22 protein-coding genes and 1 tRNA gene are annotated in these 16925 nt (G+C 32.4%); 2 read left to right on the forward strand and 21 right to left on the reverse strand.

Annotation, left to right across the window (positions count from 1 at the left end; translation table 11 throughout):
- The 8 genes from ACYQ19_RS02095 to ACYQ19_RS02130 form a co-directional block, all read right to left on the reverse strand.
- Positions 1–678: an EI24 domain-containing protein gene (locus tag ACYQ19_RS02095; protein WP_459977774.1), complete on the reverse strand. Its 678-nt coding sequence runs from the start codon at positions 676–678 to the stop codon at positions 1–3.
- 8 nt (positions 679–686) lie between these two features.
- Complete coding sequence (locus tag ACYQ19_RS02100) at positions 687–1499, reverse strand: thiamine-phosphate kinase (protein ID WP_459977775.1); 813 nt, start codon at positions 1497–1499, stop codon at positions 687–689.
- A complete protein-coding gene (locus tag ACYQ19_RS02105) occupies positions 1496–2035 on the reverse strand; it encodes a PAS domain-containing protein (RefSeq protein WP_459977776.1) in 540 nt (179 codons plus the stop codon). Before ACYQ19_RS02105 ends, ACYQ19_RS02100 begins: the two co-directional genes overlap by 4 nt.
- 60 nt (positions 2036–2095) lie before the next feature.
- Positions 2096–2605 (reverse strand): PAS domain-containing protein, encoded by a 510-nt coding sequence (locus ACYQ19_RS02110; RefSeq protein WP_459977777.1) that lies wholly within the window; start codon positions 2603–2605, stop codon positions 2096–2098.
- Positions 2606–2675: 70 nt separating this feature from the next.
- Entirely contained in the window at positions 2676–3377 is a 702-nt protein-coding gene (locus ACYQ19_RS02115; RefSeq protein WP_459977778.1) for a succinate dehydrogenase/fumarate reductase iron-sulfur subunit, read from the reverse strand.
- Positions 3367–3933, reverse strand: coding sequence for an RIO1 family regulatory kinase/ATPase domain-containing protein (locus tag ACYQ19_RS02120; RefSeq protein WP_459978235.1), 567 nt, complete (start codon positions 3931–3933; stop codon positions 3367–3369). The genes ACYQ19_RS02115 and ACYQ19_RS02120 overlap by 11 nt, the downstream gene beginning before the upstream one ends.
- A 115-nt stretch (positions 3934–4048) precedes the next feature.
- Positions 4049–4879, reverse strand: a complete 831-nt coding sequence (locus ACYQ19_RS02125) for a CoB--CoM heterodisulfide reductase iron-sulfur subunit B family protein (protein WP_459977779.1) — start codon at positions 4877–4879, stop codon at positions 4049–4051.
- Positions 4879–5838 (reverse strand): succinate dehydrogenase/fumarate reductase iron-sulfur subunit, encoded by a 960-nt coding sequence (locus ACYQ19_RS02130; RefSeq protein WP_459977780.1) that lies wholly within the window; start codon positions 5836–5838, stop codon positions 4879–4881. The genes ACYQ19_RS02125 and ACYQ19_RS02130 overlap by 1 nt, the downstream gene beginning before the upstream one ends.
- Positions 5839–5877: 39 nt before the next feature.
- Here ACYQ19_RS02130 and ACYQ19_RS02135 point away from each other — a divergent pair.
- Positions 5878–5954 (forward strand) — tRNA-Arg (locus tag ACYQ19_RS02135).
- 77 nt (positions 5955–6031) lie between these two features.
- Here the strand turns inward: ACYQ19_RS02135 and ACYQ19_RS02140 are convergent.
- From ACYQ19_RS02140 to ACYQ19_RS02155, 4 genes are all read right to left on the reverse strand, one after another.
- Entirely contained in the window at positions 6032–7738 is a 1707-nt protein-coding gene (locus ACYQ19_RS02140) for an FAD-dependent oxidoreductase (protein WP_459977781.1), read from the reverse strand.
- Between the two features lie 304 nt (positions 7739–8042).
- A complete protein-coding gene (locus ACYQ19_RS02145) occupies positions 8043–9200 on the reverse strand; it encodes a TolC family protein (RefSeq protein ID WP_459977782.1) in 1158 nt (385 codons plus the stop codon).
- 43 nt (positions 9201–9243) lie between these two features.
- Positions 9244–10410, reverse strand: a complete 1167-nt coding sequence (locus tag ACYQ19_RS02150) for an aspartate aminotransferase family protein (protein ID WP_459977783.1) — start codon at positions 10408–10410, stop codon at positions 9244–9246.
- A gap of 9 nt (positions 10411–10419) precedes the next feature.
- Complete coding sequence (locus tag ACYQ19_RS02155) at positions 10420–10914, reverse strand: hypothetical protein (RefSeq protein ID WP_459977784.1); 495 nt, start codon at positions 10912–10914, stop codon at positions 10420–10422.
- Between the two features lie 185 nt (positions 10915–11099).
- Between ACYQ19_RS02155 and ACYQ19_RS02160 the strand changes: the two genes are divergently transcribed.
- Positions 11100–12596 (forward strand): SulP family inorganic anion transporter, encoded by a 1497-nt coding sequence (locus ACYQ19_RS02160; protein ID WP_459977785.1) that lies wholly within the window; start codon positions 11100–11102, stop codon positions 12594–12596.
- Here the strand turns inward: ACYQ19_RS02160 and ACYQ19_RS02165 are convergent.
- The 9 genes from ACYQ19_RS02165 to ACYQ19_RS02205 all read right to left on the reverse strand — a co-directional run bounded on the left by ACYQ19_RS02165 (position 12590) and on the right by ACYQ19_RS02205 (position 16899).
- Entirely contained in the window at positions 12590–12850 is a 261-nt protein-coding gene (locus ACYQ19_RS02165; RefSeq protein ID WP_459977786.1) for a Txe/YoeB family addiction module toxin, read from the reverse strand. The genes ACYQ19_RS02160 and ACYQ19_RS02165 overlap by 7 nt on opposite strands.
- Entirely contained in the window at positions 12850–12954 is a 105-nt protein-coding gene (locus ACYQ19_RS02170) for a hypothetical protein (RefSeq protein WP_459977787.1), read from the reverse strand. The genes ACYQ19_RS02165 and ACYQ19_RS02170 overlap by 1 nt, the downstream gene beginning before the upstream one ends.
- Positions 12955–12977: 23 nt before the next feature.
- Positions 12978–13094 (reverse strand): type II toxin-antitoxin system prevent-host-death family antitoxin, encoded by a 117-nt coding sequence (locus tag ACYQ19_RS02175; protein WP_459977788.1) that lies wholly within the window; start codon positions 13092–13094, stop codon positions 12978–12980.
- A gap of 52 nt (positions 13095–13146) precedes the next feature.
- On the reverse strand, positions 13147–14952 hold the full coding sequence (locus ACYQ19_RS02180) for a primosomal protein N' (protein WP_459977789.1): 1806 nt from the start codon (positions 14950–14952) through the stop codon (positions 13147–13149).
- Complete coding sequence (locus ACYQ19_RS02185) at positions 14949–15362, reverse strand: type II secretion system protein (RefSeq protein WP_459977790.1); 414 nt, start codon at positions 15360–15362, stop codon at positions 14949–14951. Before ACYQ19_RS02185 ends, ACYQ19_RS02180 begins: the two co-directional genes overlap by 4 nt.
- Before the next feature lie 45 nt (positions 15363–15407).
- Positions 15408–15905 (reverse strand): type II secretion system protein, encoded by a 498-nt coding sequence (locus tag ACYQ19_RS02190; protein ID WP_459977791.1) that lies wholly within the window; start codon positions 15903–15905, stop codon positions 15408–15410.
- Positions 15906–16016: 111 nt separating this feature from the next.
- A complete protein-coding gene (locus tag ACYQ19_RS02195) occupies positions 16017–16469 on the reverse strand; it encodes a type II secretion system protein (protein ID WP_459977792.1) in 453 nt (150 codons plus the stop codon).
- Positions 16469–16681 (reverse strand): hypothetical protein, encoded by a 213-nt coding sequence (locus tag ACYQ19_RS02200; RefSeq protein WP_459977793.1) that lies wholly within the window; start codon positions 16679–16681, stop codon positions 16469–16471. Before ACYQ19_RS02200 ends, ACYQ19_RS02195 begins: the two co-directional genes overlap by 1 nt.
- Positions 16678–16899 (reverse strand): hypothetical protein, encoded by a 222-nt coding sequence (locus ACYQ19_RS02205; RefSeq protein WP_459977794.1) that lies wholly within the window; start codon positions 16897–16899, stop codon positions 16678–16680. Before ACYQ19_RS02205 ends, ACYQ19_RS02200 begins: the two co-directional genes overlap by 4 nt.
- Positions 16900–16925 lie beyond the last annotated feature (26 nt).

The raw sequence follows: 16925 nt of genomic DNA on the forward strand, positions 1-16925 counted from the left end.
TTAAATGTGGCTGTTTTGTTTAGAGCATTTGTTCAAAACAAAATGAGTCATTATGATAAGCTGAAGCGTATATCCGAAAAATGAAAGAATTGGAATAAAATAAATAAACGAAGTTAAAAATATCAAAGACCATATTTTTAAATTATTTTCTCTTTCGAATTCCTTATAATTACAAAAAAGTGCACTGCTGTCAAAAACAAGAGGTTTTTTAATTGCCAACGACCATAAAAACACCTGATAAAAAATATTTACAACAGGCACAAATAAAAGATAAAAAGTAAGAGCAAAAAATATTATAAAATTAAGCATACCTTTTAAAGAAACCCAAATTCCTTCTATTAAACTGGTCTCTTTTGTCGGAAGGTTATAATACTTTTCATTTATCCTTGTTGTTATTTTATCAACAAAAAAAGAACTGAAAACCCCTATACTTAAAATAACCAGCTCATAATACAAAAACATTAAAATAATAGTAGAACCGATACCCGTAAGAATATTGTTTATACTTTCACCAAAAGGAAGATATGAAATATATGCATGAATAAAATCAACTATGCTTCCGGAAAAAAAATAAAACAACACACCCCAAAAAACGATACTAATAAACAAGGGAGCGAATGAATATTTAATTATTTTAGAGTCAAACAAATCCGTTAAAGCATATTTGAAAATATTCATTTTAAACCTTAAAAATGATTTTCTTTACATTTATTTCTAAAAGTTCCTCTTTTTGTAATTGCAAAAATAGTAATTTTAGTTCTTGTAAGTTTAGCAATATTTAAAATTTTTGGCAAATATTTTTTATTGAATGTAAATAATATTTCATATTCTTCACCACTGCATCCAACTCTTTTATCAAAATTTTTTAAAAATTCAAACCCGAGTTTTGAAGTTTTAGATATCCTTTCCAATTCTTTAAAAAGTCCGTCACTTATATCAAGTGCCGAAGTTATGTAAGGTGCAGCTTTATAAAAAAACTTATCTTTGAGTTTTGGTCTTAAAAATTTAGATTTAGTTGAAATCTTTCCACCTCTTAACAATAAAAATAAATCTCTCCTCACACTTCCCAAATCACCTGTAAAAGCAACGTATTCACCGATTTTTGCTTTTCTGAAAACCGGTTTTTTACTTTTTCCTAAAAAAGTCATTGAAATTGCAAGTTTGTCGTTTTTAATTGTATCACCGCCAATTATTTCATATCCATAATGTTTAGCACACTCATTAAAACCATCAGTCAATTCTTTAATATCATGAAGTGAATATGATTTGGGAAATCCGATATTTAAAATGGCATATTTAGGCTTAGCATTCATTACAATAATATCACTTAAATTTACCAAAGACGCTTTAATGGCAATATCTTTTAAACTCATCCATTCCGTTTTAAAATGAATCCCTTCAAAAAAGGAATCACTTGCCACCACATAATCCCCTATTACCGCTCCGTCATCACCAATATACTTTGAATTAATGTTTTTAATAAAAAACTCTTCTTTCATAAAACTTTCAATATTTCCTTTTCCCACTCTTTTAGAAAAATTTTCTTTTTTAATTCTTCTTTTTTTAGATATTTATAATACTTAATTGCTTCATTTATTTCCGATCTACTTGGTTCTCTTCTAATAGCTACAAACCCTTCTATTTCGTTATTATATCTTTTTTCGATTTTTTCACCAATACTGGCCAATGAACTTATAATATTACCTTCTTTATCTATTGCATCTATTTTTACTTCTACCCAGTAATATCTTCCATCTTTACGCAAATTCATTATAAGTCCACTAAAATGCTTTCCTTTTTTTATAGAATCCCACATTTGTTTAAAAATGGCTTTGGGCATAAAAGGATGTCTAACAATACTATGGCTTCTTCCAATCAGTTCATCTTTTGAAAAGCAAGTCATATCTCTATATGCTTTTGAAGCAAAAGTTATAATTCCATTTTTATCAGTTCTGGTAACTAACGCTCTAGCATCTAATCCACTCTCTTCAAATGTTATCTCTTCCCAAATAGGTATTATTGGTTTTTTTGACATAGCCCATCCTTCTTGACTTTATATGAAAGTATATAAAGTCAATGTGACAGGCAGCTGATATTATCCTAATCTTTTAAGAACTTCTTTTTCCCAGTCTTTTAAATGAAGCTTTTCCAGTAATTCAGCTTTTCTCATAGCCTTATATAATTTATACGCTTCTTCAATCTCTTCACGGCTCGGTTCTCTTCTAATCGCAACATATCCTGCAATTTTACTAGGATCGGTTACTACATTTCCATTTGAATCAATTGCATCCACATGCACCTCTACCCAGTAATGTTTTCCGTCTTTACGTAAATTCATTACAAGCCCACTCCAATGTTCACCCTTTTCTATTGTATCCCACATATCTTTAAATGCAGCTTCAGGCATAAAAGGATGTCTAACTATGCTGTGAGGTGAACCTATCAATTCATCTTTAGAATATTTAGTCATATCTCTGTATGCTTTTGAAGCAAATGTTATTTTTCCGTTTTTATCGGTTCTTGTTACAAGCGCCCTGGCATCTAATCCTTCCTCTTCAAAAGTAACTTCTTCCCATAAAGGTGTCACATGCGGTCTAACAGCCATTAATTTTCCTTTTTTATGAAATTATATATCAAATATGACATAATTATGACAAAAAAATTACAAAAATAACTTAAAAAAAGATAGGATTTTCAGACATGAATTGAGATTCGCAGGAATTAATGTCAGATTTTTGTAACATTTGAATGTCAAAAGCACTTGCAATTCCCTTTGGACAAACCATTACACATTTTTGGCAATTGATACAATTAAAAAGGCCGTTTTCTTTTGCCGTGTCTATTCTTTCTTGTGATAATTTATCTCTGCTATCGAAAAAGAATCTAAATACCTTTGTAAAAGCAAAAGGACCTGCAAAATTTTTATCGTAATCGAGCGCTTCACATTCGGCAAAACATGCCATACACAAAATACAATCAGTCTGTTTTTCTATTTTTTTCAATTCTTCCGGTTTTTGCGTATCAATTCCTGAAGGTTCAAACCATGATTTTGTTTTTTTAATTTTATCCTCAATACCTTTATGATCAACAACAAGGTCTTTTATTACTTTCAGTCTGTCCACAGGCTCTATTATAATTTCATCATGTTCAATAAAATCTTTAACTTTCGTTTTGCAAGCAAGCACGGTTTTATCATTAACTTTTACAGCACAAGTTCCGCAAATACTGCTTCTGCAAAAACTTCTGTAAGTTATACTTCTGTCTATCGATTTTGTTCTGTCAAGTAATTCAAGAATAGTTTCGTCCTCTTTAAAATCCAACTCAAAATTATCAAACCATACTTTCCCGTTTAAATATCTTTTTATATTAACTTTCATCAATCAACCTTATTATTTTATTCAGTGCTTCAATTCTGTTTTTTTTATAAAGATTTGCAATTAAATTAAGACTTTTTTTATCATATTTTTCGTCTCTAAACAAGTAATATCCTATAATTTGTAAAAAATTTCTGGGATTATCCGTAAAAACACCCCTTTCAAAATCTATAAACTTAATCCCGTTTTTAGTGTTTAATATATGATAATACCTGCCAAGCTGTCCGTGAAATATACCTTTTTCATCCAATAAATAAGCATTATATAAAGCCTCTTTTAAAATATCATAATACTTTTTAGTTCCTATGTATTCTTTTAAAGGATTTCCTTCGACAAATTCCATTATAAAATAGCGTTTGCCTCTGTAAATCGGCTTAGGTGCACACAATCCGTTTAAAAATTTAAGTATCTCCCATTCCTTGTCTATTTCGTAATTTTTAGCCCATTTAATTGCTGCGATTCTTCCGTCTTCAAGTTTTGCTTTATATACTTCTCCTCTGTTACCCTCACCTATTTTTTCAATAATGTCGTAACGAATTTTGATTCCTTTTTTCCGAATATTATCAAATTTTCATATTGAATTTTATTGAGATAACCAAAAATAAAATAGAAATATTTTTTATTTAATCAGTGACAGACACTATTTAGGAAAAATAAAAACAAAAAAAGGAAGTTTATCCTATAGATATTTTAACTTCCGTTTTGTTTAAATTCCAAAACGCTTCTTCAGGCGTAGATCCACACGCTACGTTAATTAGCTGTGTAACCTGTAAAATCGGCTCTTCATATCCGTCCATTGCTTTATGGCAAAGCGGACAAGGTGTAGTTACTATATCGGCACCTGCTTCTTTTGCCCCATCAAGCGGTTTTACCGCAAGTCTTTCTTTTTGGTCCGGATTTGTAAATCTTGCATGGTATCCGCAGCAAGTGTTTTCATATTGATAACCTTCAACGATTTCCACACCTAAAGGCTCAAGTATTTCCTTAAGCACGGTTGGATTTTCTGGATCGTCAAGAGCAACTTCATTAGGCGCCAATACATGACATCCGTAATATGGTGCAACTTTAACACCTTCTAATTTTCTTTTTATTTTACTTTTATATTCATCCATTCCGATAAAATCCCTGATTAAATTTAGAGTATGATAAATTTTAGCAGTTCCTTTATATTCAAGTCCTTCATCGGCTAAAATTTTATTAATTTTTTCTTTAAGTTCAGGGTCGCTGTCAAGTGCAAGTTTAGTTTTAGCGATAATCATATAGCATGTATTACAAGGTGTATATAAATCAACCCCTTTTTCTTCTGCAAGGGCAATATTTCTGGCATTTAACCCATAAACTATCATTTTATTCGTTTCATCAATTACACCACCACCACAACATGCACTTCTTTCAAGCAATACGCCCTCAACACCCATTTTTTCTAAAAAATCTTCAGTTATATCATAATTATGTATATCTGCTCCTTGAAAGCAACATCCTGGATAAATACCTATTTTTTTCATTATAGTTCCTTTTCAAGTTTTTTAATAAATTTCTGGAATTCTTTTATTCCGTCAAACGGCTGAGGACCGAATTCTTCTTCTTTCATACCTCTGCTTCTAAACTCTTCTTCAAGTTTTTTAGTCATAGCCTCACCTTTTTCGTCACCAAAAGCAACTTCAGGTAAATGCCATTTATCAATCTGTCCTGTTTCAAACACATTTGCAAACCAAACTTTTGCTCTTCTTGTTGCGATATTATCTTCACCAACGTCTTTGGCAATTCTTCTTAGTTCAAGTATATCTTCACCAGGTTTAATTCCTTTAGGACATGCTGCAAGACACATTTGACACTGAACACAATCCCAAATTCCAGCATCTTCAACAAGCTTAATTCTCTCTTCCACATCCATGCCGTCTCTACTATCCATTATAAATCTGAACGCTTTAGTAAGTTGGAACGGCCCAAGATAAGCTTCTTCTCCTTCAAGTGCATTACATTGCCCATAACATGCCATACATAAAATACAATCTGTTTGTTTATCGTATTTTGCAAATTCTTCAGGTGTAACCAGTGATTCACATTTAAGATTATCCGGAACTTTTTTCGGATCAGGTTCAAGATATGGTTTGATTTTTTTAAGTTTATTAAATGCCGGGTCTTGATCAACCACTAAATCTTTAACGATTGGTAAATGATTTAAAGGTTCTATTTTAATTACGCCGTTTTTAATTTTATCTTTTGCCTGAATTTTACATGCAAGCCCAGCTCTCCCATTAATTATCATCGCACAGCTACCACAAATCGCACTTCTACAAAAAGCTCTGAATGTTAAACTTTCATCAATTTTGTCTTTTATATACATTAATAGCTCAAGAACGGTCAAACTATCTTCAACTTCTACTTCGAAATCTTGCCAATAACTCTCTTTTGTATCAGGATTGTATCTTTTGACTTTTGTTATATATTTTATTTTTTCCATCTCAAATCCTTTATAAAATATTTGGTATAATTATGCCTGCTCCCGGTAGCTCAGTCGGATAGAGCGTCGGATTCCTAATCCGAAGGTCGTGGGTTCGAATCCCGCCCGGGAGACCATGTTAAGTAACCTGGTTCCAGGTTGCCAAGTTCTAAGAAATTACTTGGAACTTTGGAACTTGGAACTTTGGCAACTTCTAATATTTACGTTCAGCCGGTTCGTAAAGGCTTAAATCAACTTCACCTTTTTCATATTTAAAGCTGCCATCAGCATTTTTAGTAATCATTGAGTGATATAAAAAGTTCTCATCATCTCTTTTCGGATAATCATCCCTGTAAAAACTACCTCTACTTTCTTTTCTTTGAAGTGAAGCATAGGCCAATACATCTGCAATTTCAAGTAAATTATAAAATTCTAAAAGACTTTGTAAATCAGTATTAAATACTTTAGATTTATCTTCAACTGCAAGATTTTTATTTGCTCTGTCAATTAAATTTTTAAGTTTTTCATATCCTTCCTGCATCTCTTTTTCATTTTTAAACACACCAAAATGTCTAAACATAATTTCACCAAGTTCGTCTCTAAGATCACCCAAGGTTTCTTTGCTTTCTCTATCAAACAGCTCTTGAATAAATTTAACGTCATCTTGAAGTTTGCTCTCTCCGCCTTTTGCAAAGTCAGTTCCTTCTGCATATCTTACTGCTTCTTTTCCTGCAACGTGTCCAAATACTACAATATCCAAAAGTGAATTTCCTCCAAGTCTGTTAGCCCCATGAACACTAACACATTGAGCTTCACCTGCAGCATATACTCCAGCTATTGGTGTTTCACATCTTACGTCAGTATGTATACCGCCCATTGCATAATGAGCTGTAGGTTTAATCGGAATAGGTTCTTTAATAGGGTCAATTCCTTCAAAATCAATAGTTAATTCTCTAATTTGCGGAAGTCTTTCTTTTATTTTTTCAGCCCCGAGGTGAGTTAAATCAAGATGAACGTATTCTCTTCCTTCTTCATCTTTAAACCCTCTGCCTTCTCTAATTTCAGTCATTATACTTCTAGAAACCAAATCCCTTGGTCCAAGTTCCATTTTTTCAGGAGCATATTTACTCATAAATCTCTCACCCTTGTTGTTTAAAAGATGACCACCTTCACCCCTCGCTGCTTCTGATACTAAAATAGCTGATTTTCTAAGTCCCGTAGGATGAAATTGTAAAAATTCCATATCTTTCAGAGGAAGCCCGGCTCTAAGTGCCGCTGCAGTCCCATCACCCGTGCATCCAAGCGCATTTGAAGTATATCCCCAATAAATTCTGCTATGACCGCCTGTAGCTAAAATTACAGCTTTTGCGTGAATAAACTGAATATCACCGGTAGCTATATTAATAGCAGTAACACCCTGCAGTCTTTGTCCGTCATGAACGATGTTTAGCATAAACCATTCATTAAGGAATTTGATGTCGTGTTTAATACACTGCTCGTATAAAGTATGAAGCATAACGTGCCCCATTTTATCGGCACTGTAACATGTTCTGTCTTTACTTGCACCACCAAAAGGTCTTTGAGCAATTTTACCATTATTAAGTCTGCTAAAAGGCACTCCCATATGTTCCATTTCCCTAATAATTCTAGGTGCTTCATAACACATATATTTTACAGCTTTTTGATCAGCCAAATAATCGCTTCCTTTTACAGTATCAAAAGTATGTAATTCTTCACTATCAGTCGGATCTACATTTGCAAGTGCGGCATTTACACCACCCTGAGCAGCCCCTGTATGTGAACGAGTTGGGTAAACTTTAGTAAGAACGGCTATTTCCATTCCTTTCGCTTCTTCTGCAGCGCTAAGTGCGGCATAAAGTCCGGCACCACCTGCACCTACGATTAATACATCAACTTTCATATCACTCCTTTAGTCTATATAATATTGATAATTATAACGAAAACTTATATTAAATAAGATAATTTAAGTGTGAATTTTAATTCAGTGTTACGGGGTGTTACAAAAAAGTTATTTAATTAATGGAATTATTAAGATTGGTAAAGTTATTAAGTTAGTTAGTTAGTTAGTTAAGAAAGTTATTAAGGTTGTTAAGTTGTTGAAGGTAGTATTAATCTAATTGACTACTTCAAGACTTTAACTAACCTCAACAACCTCAACTACATCAATAACTTTAACTAACTTTAATAACCTTAACTAACTTTAATTACTTATAATCCCAATTACTGAGTTTATAATAGAGTGAAAGTAGTAGTTTTTGTTTTTTTAGTTTTAAAATTTCAATGTTTATAATACTTGTTTTTCTTGAATTTTGTAAAATTTTCAAATCAAGTTCGGTTGCGTTTCCCGCCTGGATAGAATCCAATGTTGAAGTAATCAAATCATCATATATTTTAATATTCTCTTTATATATTTTAATTTTTTTATCAAGTGTTTTAATTTGACTAATGGTATTTTGATACAAATTATTTAAAACCAGTCTTTTATCTTCTATCATTGTTTGAGATTTTAAATAATCTATTTTAGTTTGCTGAATCTTATTTACAGCGTTAAAACTTATAGGAAGCGTAATACTAAATCCAAATCTGTAATAATCATTTTTACTATCTTGAAACTGGATAGTGTTTTGTGAATAATCAATATTTTGCCAATTAAGTGATCCGTTTATATTTACGCTTAACAATTGATTTCCCAGTTGCATTTTATATAAATCGTATTTAACTTTTTTTAATTTTTTCTGGGCTAAAAACTCCAAATTGGAATTAATATATTTATCTTTGGAAATAAGCTTAAAAAAAGGAAGTTTTACATTTTCTATATTTAAAGATGAAATATTTTTAAATGAATATTTTAAATTATTTAAATTTGATTTTATATCTTCAAGATTTAATTTCAAATTATTCAGCTGCAATATTGCATTGTTTAGAAGGGTAGAATCACCTACCCCGTTTAAAAACTCTTCTTTTTTCTTTTGAATATCTATTTTTGTATTTGATATATTTAAAAGAATGATTTTTTGAGACAATTTTGCAATTTTATAATCATAAGCCAAATCAAGTGCCTGTTTGATTAATTCTCTTTTTTTAAGTTCGATATTTAAAACATTAAAACTTTTAGAATGTTTTGCATATTTGATTGAGTAATAAATTGCACCAGATTTAAAAATCGGCTGATTAACGCTAATACTGAATGTTTTATTGGTAGTTTTTATATCCCCTAATGTATTGTCCTTTGAGTATGTATATTTTAAAATAATAGGATTAATCCATGATTTTTCAGTATCTTTACTTTCTTGAAAAGTCTGCTGTTTATCGTAATTTAATTCTTGCTGTTTAAGATCATTTAACAAATTGTTACCAAACATCAATCCAGGTAATAATAAAAAAGCACATATTTTATGTTTCAATTTAACTCTCCAAGCCGTTTAGTGTAATTTTAAGTCTTTCAAAACCTTCGTCAATCTCTTCTTTAGTAATTGTCAGAGGCGGCAGGAACCTTACCGAATGAGTTCCTGCTTTTAATACAAGCACCCTGTTTTCAAAAGCTTTTTTTACTATTTTATCTCTAATTTCCGAATTTTTCGTTCTTAACGCCCTCATCAGCCCGTAACCGCTTACGCTTTCAAATATTTCAGGATACTCTTTTGCTATTTCCAAAAGTCTGTTTTCAAAATATTCTATAGTTTCTAAAAGCTTTCCGTTTCTTTTTTCTTCATCAAGTATTTTAATAACTTCCAAAGCAGCGGCAGTGGCAAGATAGTTACCGCCAAACGTGCTTCCGTGATCACCCGGCTTTAATACATCGGTAAGCGTAGTAAGCACCGCACCAATCGGAACGCCGCCTCCAAGACCCTTTGCCATCGTAATGATATCCGGCTTAATCTCATACAAATTGCTTGCCAAAAATTCACCTGTTCTGTAAATTCCAGTCTGGACTTCGTCCACTATAAGTAAAATGTCTTTTTCTTTTAAAAATTCCGCAAGTTTTTGAATTTCGTCCTTATCAAAAGGATTAACACCGCCTTCCCCCTGAATAAGTTCAATCATAACCGCAACCGTTTTATCGTCTATTTTATTTTCAATATCTGCTATGTCTTTGGCATAAGTAAACCCATCGGGAAAAGGACCGAAATACTGATGGAATTTAGGCTGACCGGTTGCTTTTAATGTTGAAATGGTCCTTCCGTGAAAAGAATTTTCAAGCGTTATTACCTTATATCTTTTTATTTCTCCATTTACTTCACCGTATTTTCTGGCAATCTTAAGAGCAGTTTCGTTTGCTTCCGCACCGCTGTTACAGAAAAATACGCCTCCCTCAATCCCGCTTTTTTTTACAATCTCTTCTGCAAGTTTTTCTTGAGGTTCGATTCTGTAAAGGTTTGATATATGAATTATGTTTTTAGCCTGGTTACATATTACGTTTGCAAGCCTCTCATTTCCATGACCTACGCTTACAACCCCGATTCCACTTGTAAAATCTATATAACTTTCTCCGTTTTTATCCCACAAAGTGGCACTCATACCTTTTTCAAACAAAACGTCAAATCTTGAATATGTATTTAATAAATACTGCATTTTTTCTCCTTATTCGTAAAACTCTATATCAAAATCACTTATATCTTTTTTAGTAAAAATTCCCACTTTATCCCCCAGCATTTTCATAAAACTTATAACTGCTTCTATCTCTTCATCTTCCACATCACCTAAAATGATACTCACTTTTTCTGAAGAATCTATTAAATACAAAACACCGCTTACTTCTTCAAGAGTCGTGAGATGTTTTTTAATCTGTGTTTTTACCCTCACACCTTTTAATATATCCACAAAATCTTCAAATTCATCCGTATCTTTAAGATTTTCATCGTATATCTCAAAAACATACGCAAGTCTTGCAAGTAAAAGGGCAAGATTTTTATCGGCCCTTGGAATGTCCACTTTTGAATGTTCGTCCATGCCTCCCAAAACCGCATAATTTTTAATAAGTTTTTTCGGTTTTTCGTTCCAAAATATAATAAAATCGGATTCTTTTAAAAATTTTTCGTCTTTGTTGGTAAAATATTCGCCTCTTTTTTCAAACATTTAGATCCTTTAAAAGTTATTTTGTTGTTAGAGTTAATTAAGGTTTTTATGGTTATTAGGGTTAGTTAATTTTATATGTAAATAAATCACATCAATTTAATAAACTTCTGAAACTTAATTAACTTCAAAACTTAACCAACCTTATATGTTATAATTCCGCCTTAAAAATTTTCAAAGGATTATACTTGTTTTCTAAAATATTACAAAATTATAACGCAAAAAACACAAAAAACGAGTTACTGAGCGGAACAGTAGTTGCAATTGCACTGGTCCCGGAAGCAATTGCTTTTAGTATCATTGCAGGCGTATCACCGCTTGTAGGACTTTATACAGCATTTATATTAGGACTTATAACCGCACTTTTTGGCGGAAAACCCGGAATGATAAGCGGTGCAACCGGAAGCGTTGCCGTTGTGATGGTTTCACTCGTTGCAAGCCATGGTGTTGAATACCTTTTCTGGGCTACAGTGCTTGCAGGAATTATTCAAATACTTGTAGGCGTTTTTAAACTTGCAAAGTTTATACGCCTTGTACCCATGCCTGTTGTTTACGGGTTTGTAAACGGACTTGCGATTATTATAGCCATGGCTCAGTTTCCGATGTTTAAAGGTGAAAGCTATATAATGTATATCTTAGTAGCCCTTACAATGGCTATTATGTGGTTTTTACCCAAATTCACAAAAGCGATTCCATCAGGCCTTGGTGCCATTATTGCGATTACAGCGCTTGTCTTGATATTTAACCTCGATACGAAAAAAATAGGCGATTTGGCACATATAAGCGGTAGTTTTCCGCATTTTCACCTGCCGCTTGCTCCGCTGAATCTGGAAACTCTAAAAATCATCCTTCCTTATGCCGTGATAATGGCACTTGTAGGGCTAATAGAATCACTTCTTACACTTGAAGTATTGGAAGAAATGAGCGGTGAGAGAGGAAACGGAAACAAAGAAGCCATTGCCCTTGGTGCCGGCAACGCAACATGCGGACTTTTTGGCGGAATGGCCGGTTGTGCAATGATAGGACAGAGTGTAATCAATTACACTTCCGGCGGAAGAGGAAGATTAAGCGCGGCATTTGCGTCAATACTTCTAATTTTATTCGTCGTAGCGCTTGCAAATTATATCGAACAGATTCCACTTGCCGCACTTGTTGGAATTATGTTTATGGTTAGTATTGCCACGTTTGAATGGGCGAGTTTTGACAGACTCAAAAGAATGCCAAAAGAAGACGCGTTTGTATTAATAGCCACGACATTAATTACAATCTTTACCGACCTGGCAGTTGCGGTAATAAGCGGTGTAATAATTTCCGCACTTGTATTTGCATGGAAACATGCAAAAGTGTATTTCAAAACAAAAATGGAAGGTAACAGAAAAATATATGAATTCGAAGGGCCTCTGTTTTTCGGAAGTGCTAAAAGCTTTATTGAAAGTTTTGACGTTAAAAACGACCCGGAAGAAGTGGTAATGGATTTTAAAAACGTCCGTGTAAAAGATGCAAGCGGCGTTGAAGCGATAGACAAAATCACCAAAAAATACCTCGAAAATGGCAAAAAACTGACAATCAGACATCTGAGTGACGAGTGTAAAAAACTGCTTAAAGTCGCAGGACCTTACTGCACTTACGAAGAAGACGACCCTAACTATAAAGTGGCGGTAAACCCAGAAGAGCTTAATCAGTAATAATATCTGCACTGCACAATAATTAACAGCTCTTCTTTAATTGTATAAAAAAGTCTGTGCTTGGATGTTATTCTTCTTGAATAATATCCGCTTAAATTGGCTTTGAGCCTCTCAGGTTTTCCAAGTCCGTTTTTATTATATGAATTTCTTTTAATGTTTTTTATCAAATCGTTTATTCTTTTTAATATTTTATTATCGTTTTTCTGCCAATAAACATAATCTTCCCACCCCTCATTGGAAAAACCTATAATCATTAAATATCTTTTTTGATTATTTTCATATTCTCAATATTTTCGATCGATTTAAGAAGTCTTTGTCTGTTGTTTTTGGATGAAAGAAGATACATTGTTTCTTTCATTGCAATGTATTCTTCATAAGATATTAAAACAGCCTGTTTGTTGTCTTTCGTGTTATAATATATTCTTCAAAATTTTCATTGACATCGTTTATTATATTTCTTAAATTATTTCTCGCATTTGAATAAAGAACCGCTTTCATTTTTTTCTTTTTGACAATATATTGTCAACTAAAATAAAATTAGTAATTATTGTCAAACAAAACTGACCGGGTCAACATCTATTTTCATTTCATTAAGATTTACGCAAGGATAAATAAGTTTATGGAGGTTTTTTCCCTTAAGCAAAACCTGATATCGGTATATGTTTTTTATCTTGAATATCGGTGCTTCTCCGCTTCCTACAATTTCCTCTCTGTTTCCGAGACATATTAGAAATCTCTCCATTTTTTCTTTGGCTTTGTTCTTATCCCTGTCTTGAAATTCTATTTTTATAAGCCTGTTAAAAGGCGGATATCCGAGCATTTTTCTGTTTTCTATTTCTTCTTCGTAAAACTCTTCGTAATTTCTGTCAAAAAATTCCGGGTTAAGAGTCTGGATTATAACTTCGCCGTCTTCTTTCCTTCCGGCTCTTCCCTCAACCTGGCGTGCCAGGGCAAAAGCCCTTTCACCTGCCCTGTAATCCGCGCTGTTAAGCACAAAATCTATATCAAGCACAATTGATAAAGCAACATCCGGATAATCATGCCCTTTACTTAACATCTGGGTGCCTACCAAAATGTCTATTTCTTTATTTGCAAATTTTTTTAAAAGTTTATCTATTCTGCTTTTTGAAGTAATTATGTCCCTGTCAAATTTTTCTATAACGGCGTCAGGAAACAGGTTTTTGAGAACTTCCTGAAATTCGCTGGTGCCTATTCTTTCGTTTATAAATTCACTGCTTCCGCAATATTCGCAATTTGAGGGAATATGCATCGTATAATTGCAGTAATGGCATACAAGAGCCCTTTTATTTTTATGCACGCTCATTGCTACGTCGCAGTGTTTACATTTAACAGCTTTGCCGCAATGGGCACATATCATATATTTAAAATTGGCTCGCGTCGGAAGAAAAATTATCACCTGTTTATTGTTTTTAAGTGTATTTTTAATTTTGTTTATTGTAAATTCATCAAAACTGCTTCTGAAATATCTTGTTTTCTTTGTATTGTAAAAAGTTCCTTTTAATCTGTAATGAGGAAATTTATACAAATCGCTTATCAGAGGCGTTGCACTCCCAAGGACGACTTTAGCATTGTAAACCCTGCCGAAATAGACTGCCAAATCTTTTGCGTTGTATTTTGGAATCTGTTCTGATTTATAGCTGTCGTCATGCTCTTCATCTACTATTATTAAGCCAAGTTTTTCCAAAGGCAAAAACAAAGCACTTCTCGCACCGGCGACAATTTTTATTTCACCTTTTGCAATGCCTGAGAGGATTTCCTGTTTTTTCTTTTTGGTAATTTTGCTGTGCCATATCCCAAGAGCGCTTCCGAAATATTTTTTAAGTCTTTTTTCCATCTGTGAGGTTATCGCAATCTCAGGAAGTAAAAAAAGCGCCTGTTTGCCGTTATTTAGCACTTCTTCTATAAGTTTAATATATATCTCCGTCTTACCGCTTCCGGTATCCCCAAAAAGAATCGAAACATCCTCTTTTTCTAAAAACTTCAAAGCCTCTTTTTGTTTACCTGTTAAATTAATATCAATACTTATATGCAATTTTTCATTTTTCACTTTTAACTTTTCACTCATAAAAAATAGTCCCGCCGCTTCCCCGACAGGTGCAAAATAATATTTTGAAATAAAATCTATGATTTTTTGTTTTTCAGAGGAAAATGAATAAACTTTTGAAATAATGTCTTTGCATTCAAAGGAAGGTTTTTTTACTTTTTTTAGAACATAACCCAATGTTTTTCTGTTTCTTACTTCAATTTCAACAACATCGCCGCTTTTTAGGTTTTTTTCATATTGGTAGGTAAATATATTTGGAGTATTTATAACAGCTATGTCGTAATAGTTCATTCACCTATTTTGTCGCAGTTTGACTGACATTCGAACTTGCAGTTATCAGCGGTAGTATTTTTGTATTTAAACGTAATAACATTTCCATCTACTGTTACATTATAATCAGTCCCGTTTCCATCCCATTTAACGGTTCCGGTATTTCTTTTTATAGGATAAGTCAAAATAGCTTCAAACAGCTGATTATCAGTAGTAGAAGATTCTAACGCGGGACATACATCATTCCCTTCCATTACGTTTTTTCCGTATTTTGTAGAAATAGCGGTTCTTATTGTTGCTACGTCCGTTTTAACTTTTGCAATCTCGGCATCGCTTACACCTGTAAACAATCTCGGGATTGCAACACCGGCAAGAATTCCTATTACAACTATTACAAAAATAAGTTCCATCATCGTAAAAGATTTTCTCATACTTTACCTTTTAATAAAAAAATAAGAGCTGGATAGACAGCTCTTTTATTTAGGTTTTACTGTAGTACCATTTATATCAAAATTACCACAAGGACCAGCAATACATTTATATGGGTTAACACTTGCATCAACTAATATAAATGATGGTGCAGTTGTTGCATTACCATCTCTACAAAAAATTTCATAAGATTTACCTGTTACTTGTGTATTAGAAACAGCAAATGCAGTTAAAGTATTTGATGTATTGTTATCACAATTTGCAAATGTTCCTGTATTAGAACTTCCTTGTATTTCTTTTGGAATATCCACAAAAGTACTTAATGACTCAGTAGTATTTTTTATACTCCCATTATTTCCATTTGTAATTGAATCACTCCATAATGTTGGTGCAACTGTTCTATTTAATGTTCCAGTAAATCCTTTAAGATTACCTTCATGTGCTTGTTGTGCAACACCAAGGAATTTTGGAAGTGCAACTGCTGCTAAAATACCTAAAATAACAATAACGAAAATAAGTTCAATCATCGTAAACGCTTTTTTCATTTAAACTCCTTTGTTTTTATTTATTACAATTATAGCATATATTTTTGAAATGTTGTCAATTATTTTAAAAAAAATTAATATTATTTTAATAAATATCACTTTCATGTCATATTAGTCACGGGTTACTAATGTTTCATTATCATCAATCCGTATTAAACGAAAATAAGGCGCACTTTTTGCTGTCCCGTCTTTGCAGGTTATGTTGTATTCTTTTCCAGCAATTTCAGAATTTGCCTGCATTATGGTTTTATATTCATTCGTCCCACAATTTTTTAAATTAATAGAAGTGGAATTGATTTCTTTCGGAATTGTTATATATTGACTTAAAAACGCTGCACCTTCTGTAGTATTTAAATCTTTTATACTTCCGTTTTTACCTTCATGTATGCTTCTGGCCCACATATCTTCCCCAGTTGTTCTATTTAGCGTTCTTACAAAAGATATTAAAACTGCTTCGTGAGCATGCTGTCCAACCGCAAAAAATCTAGGCATTGCGATACCTGCCAAAATACCTAAAATTACAATAACAAAAATCACTTCCAACATTGTAAAAGCTATTTTCATTATTTTCCTCTTTGATCTATTTTTTCAATTAAATTTTTAATTTTTTTATCTTTTTCAAAAAGTTCTTTTTTATTTTTTAATATCAAAAACAACAGCTCTTTGGGTGTTGGATGTTGTATTTTAAGCAAATCTTCTTTAACGAATTCAAAAAACTCATCCTCAAGTTCTATTTCAAATTTTTCACCTAAGACTGAGAGGGATATTTTTTTCATTTTCCAAGAATTGCTTCAATTTTACTCACAACTTCTTCAAGCTCAATTTCTTTAAGTGCCATTTGTTCTTTGCATTCTAAAAGTTCGGTATCTTTTTGAGCTAAAAGTTCTTTTGTATTTTCTAGTTCCAATTTTAAATTTTGATTTTCTTTTTGCAATTCTTCGTAATTTTTTAATAAATTGTCAATTTTTTCATTTAATACACTCAATAAATCCATTTTCTACCTTTTATTAAAAGTTTGTT

The organism is Nautilia lithotrophica, from assembly GCF_054656815.1.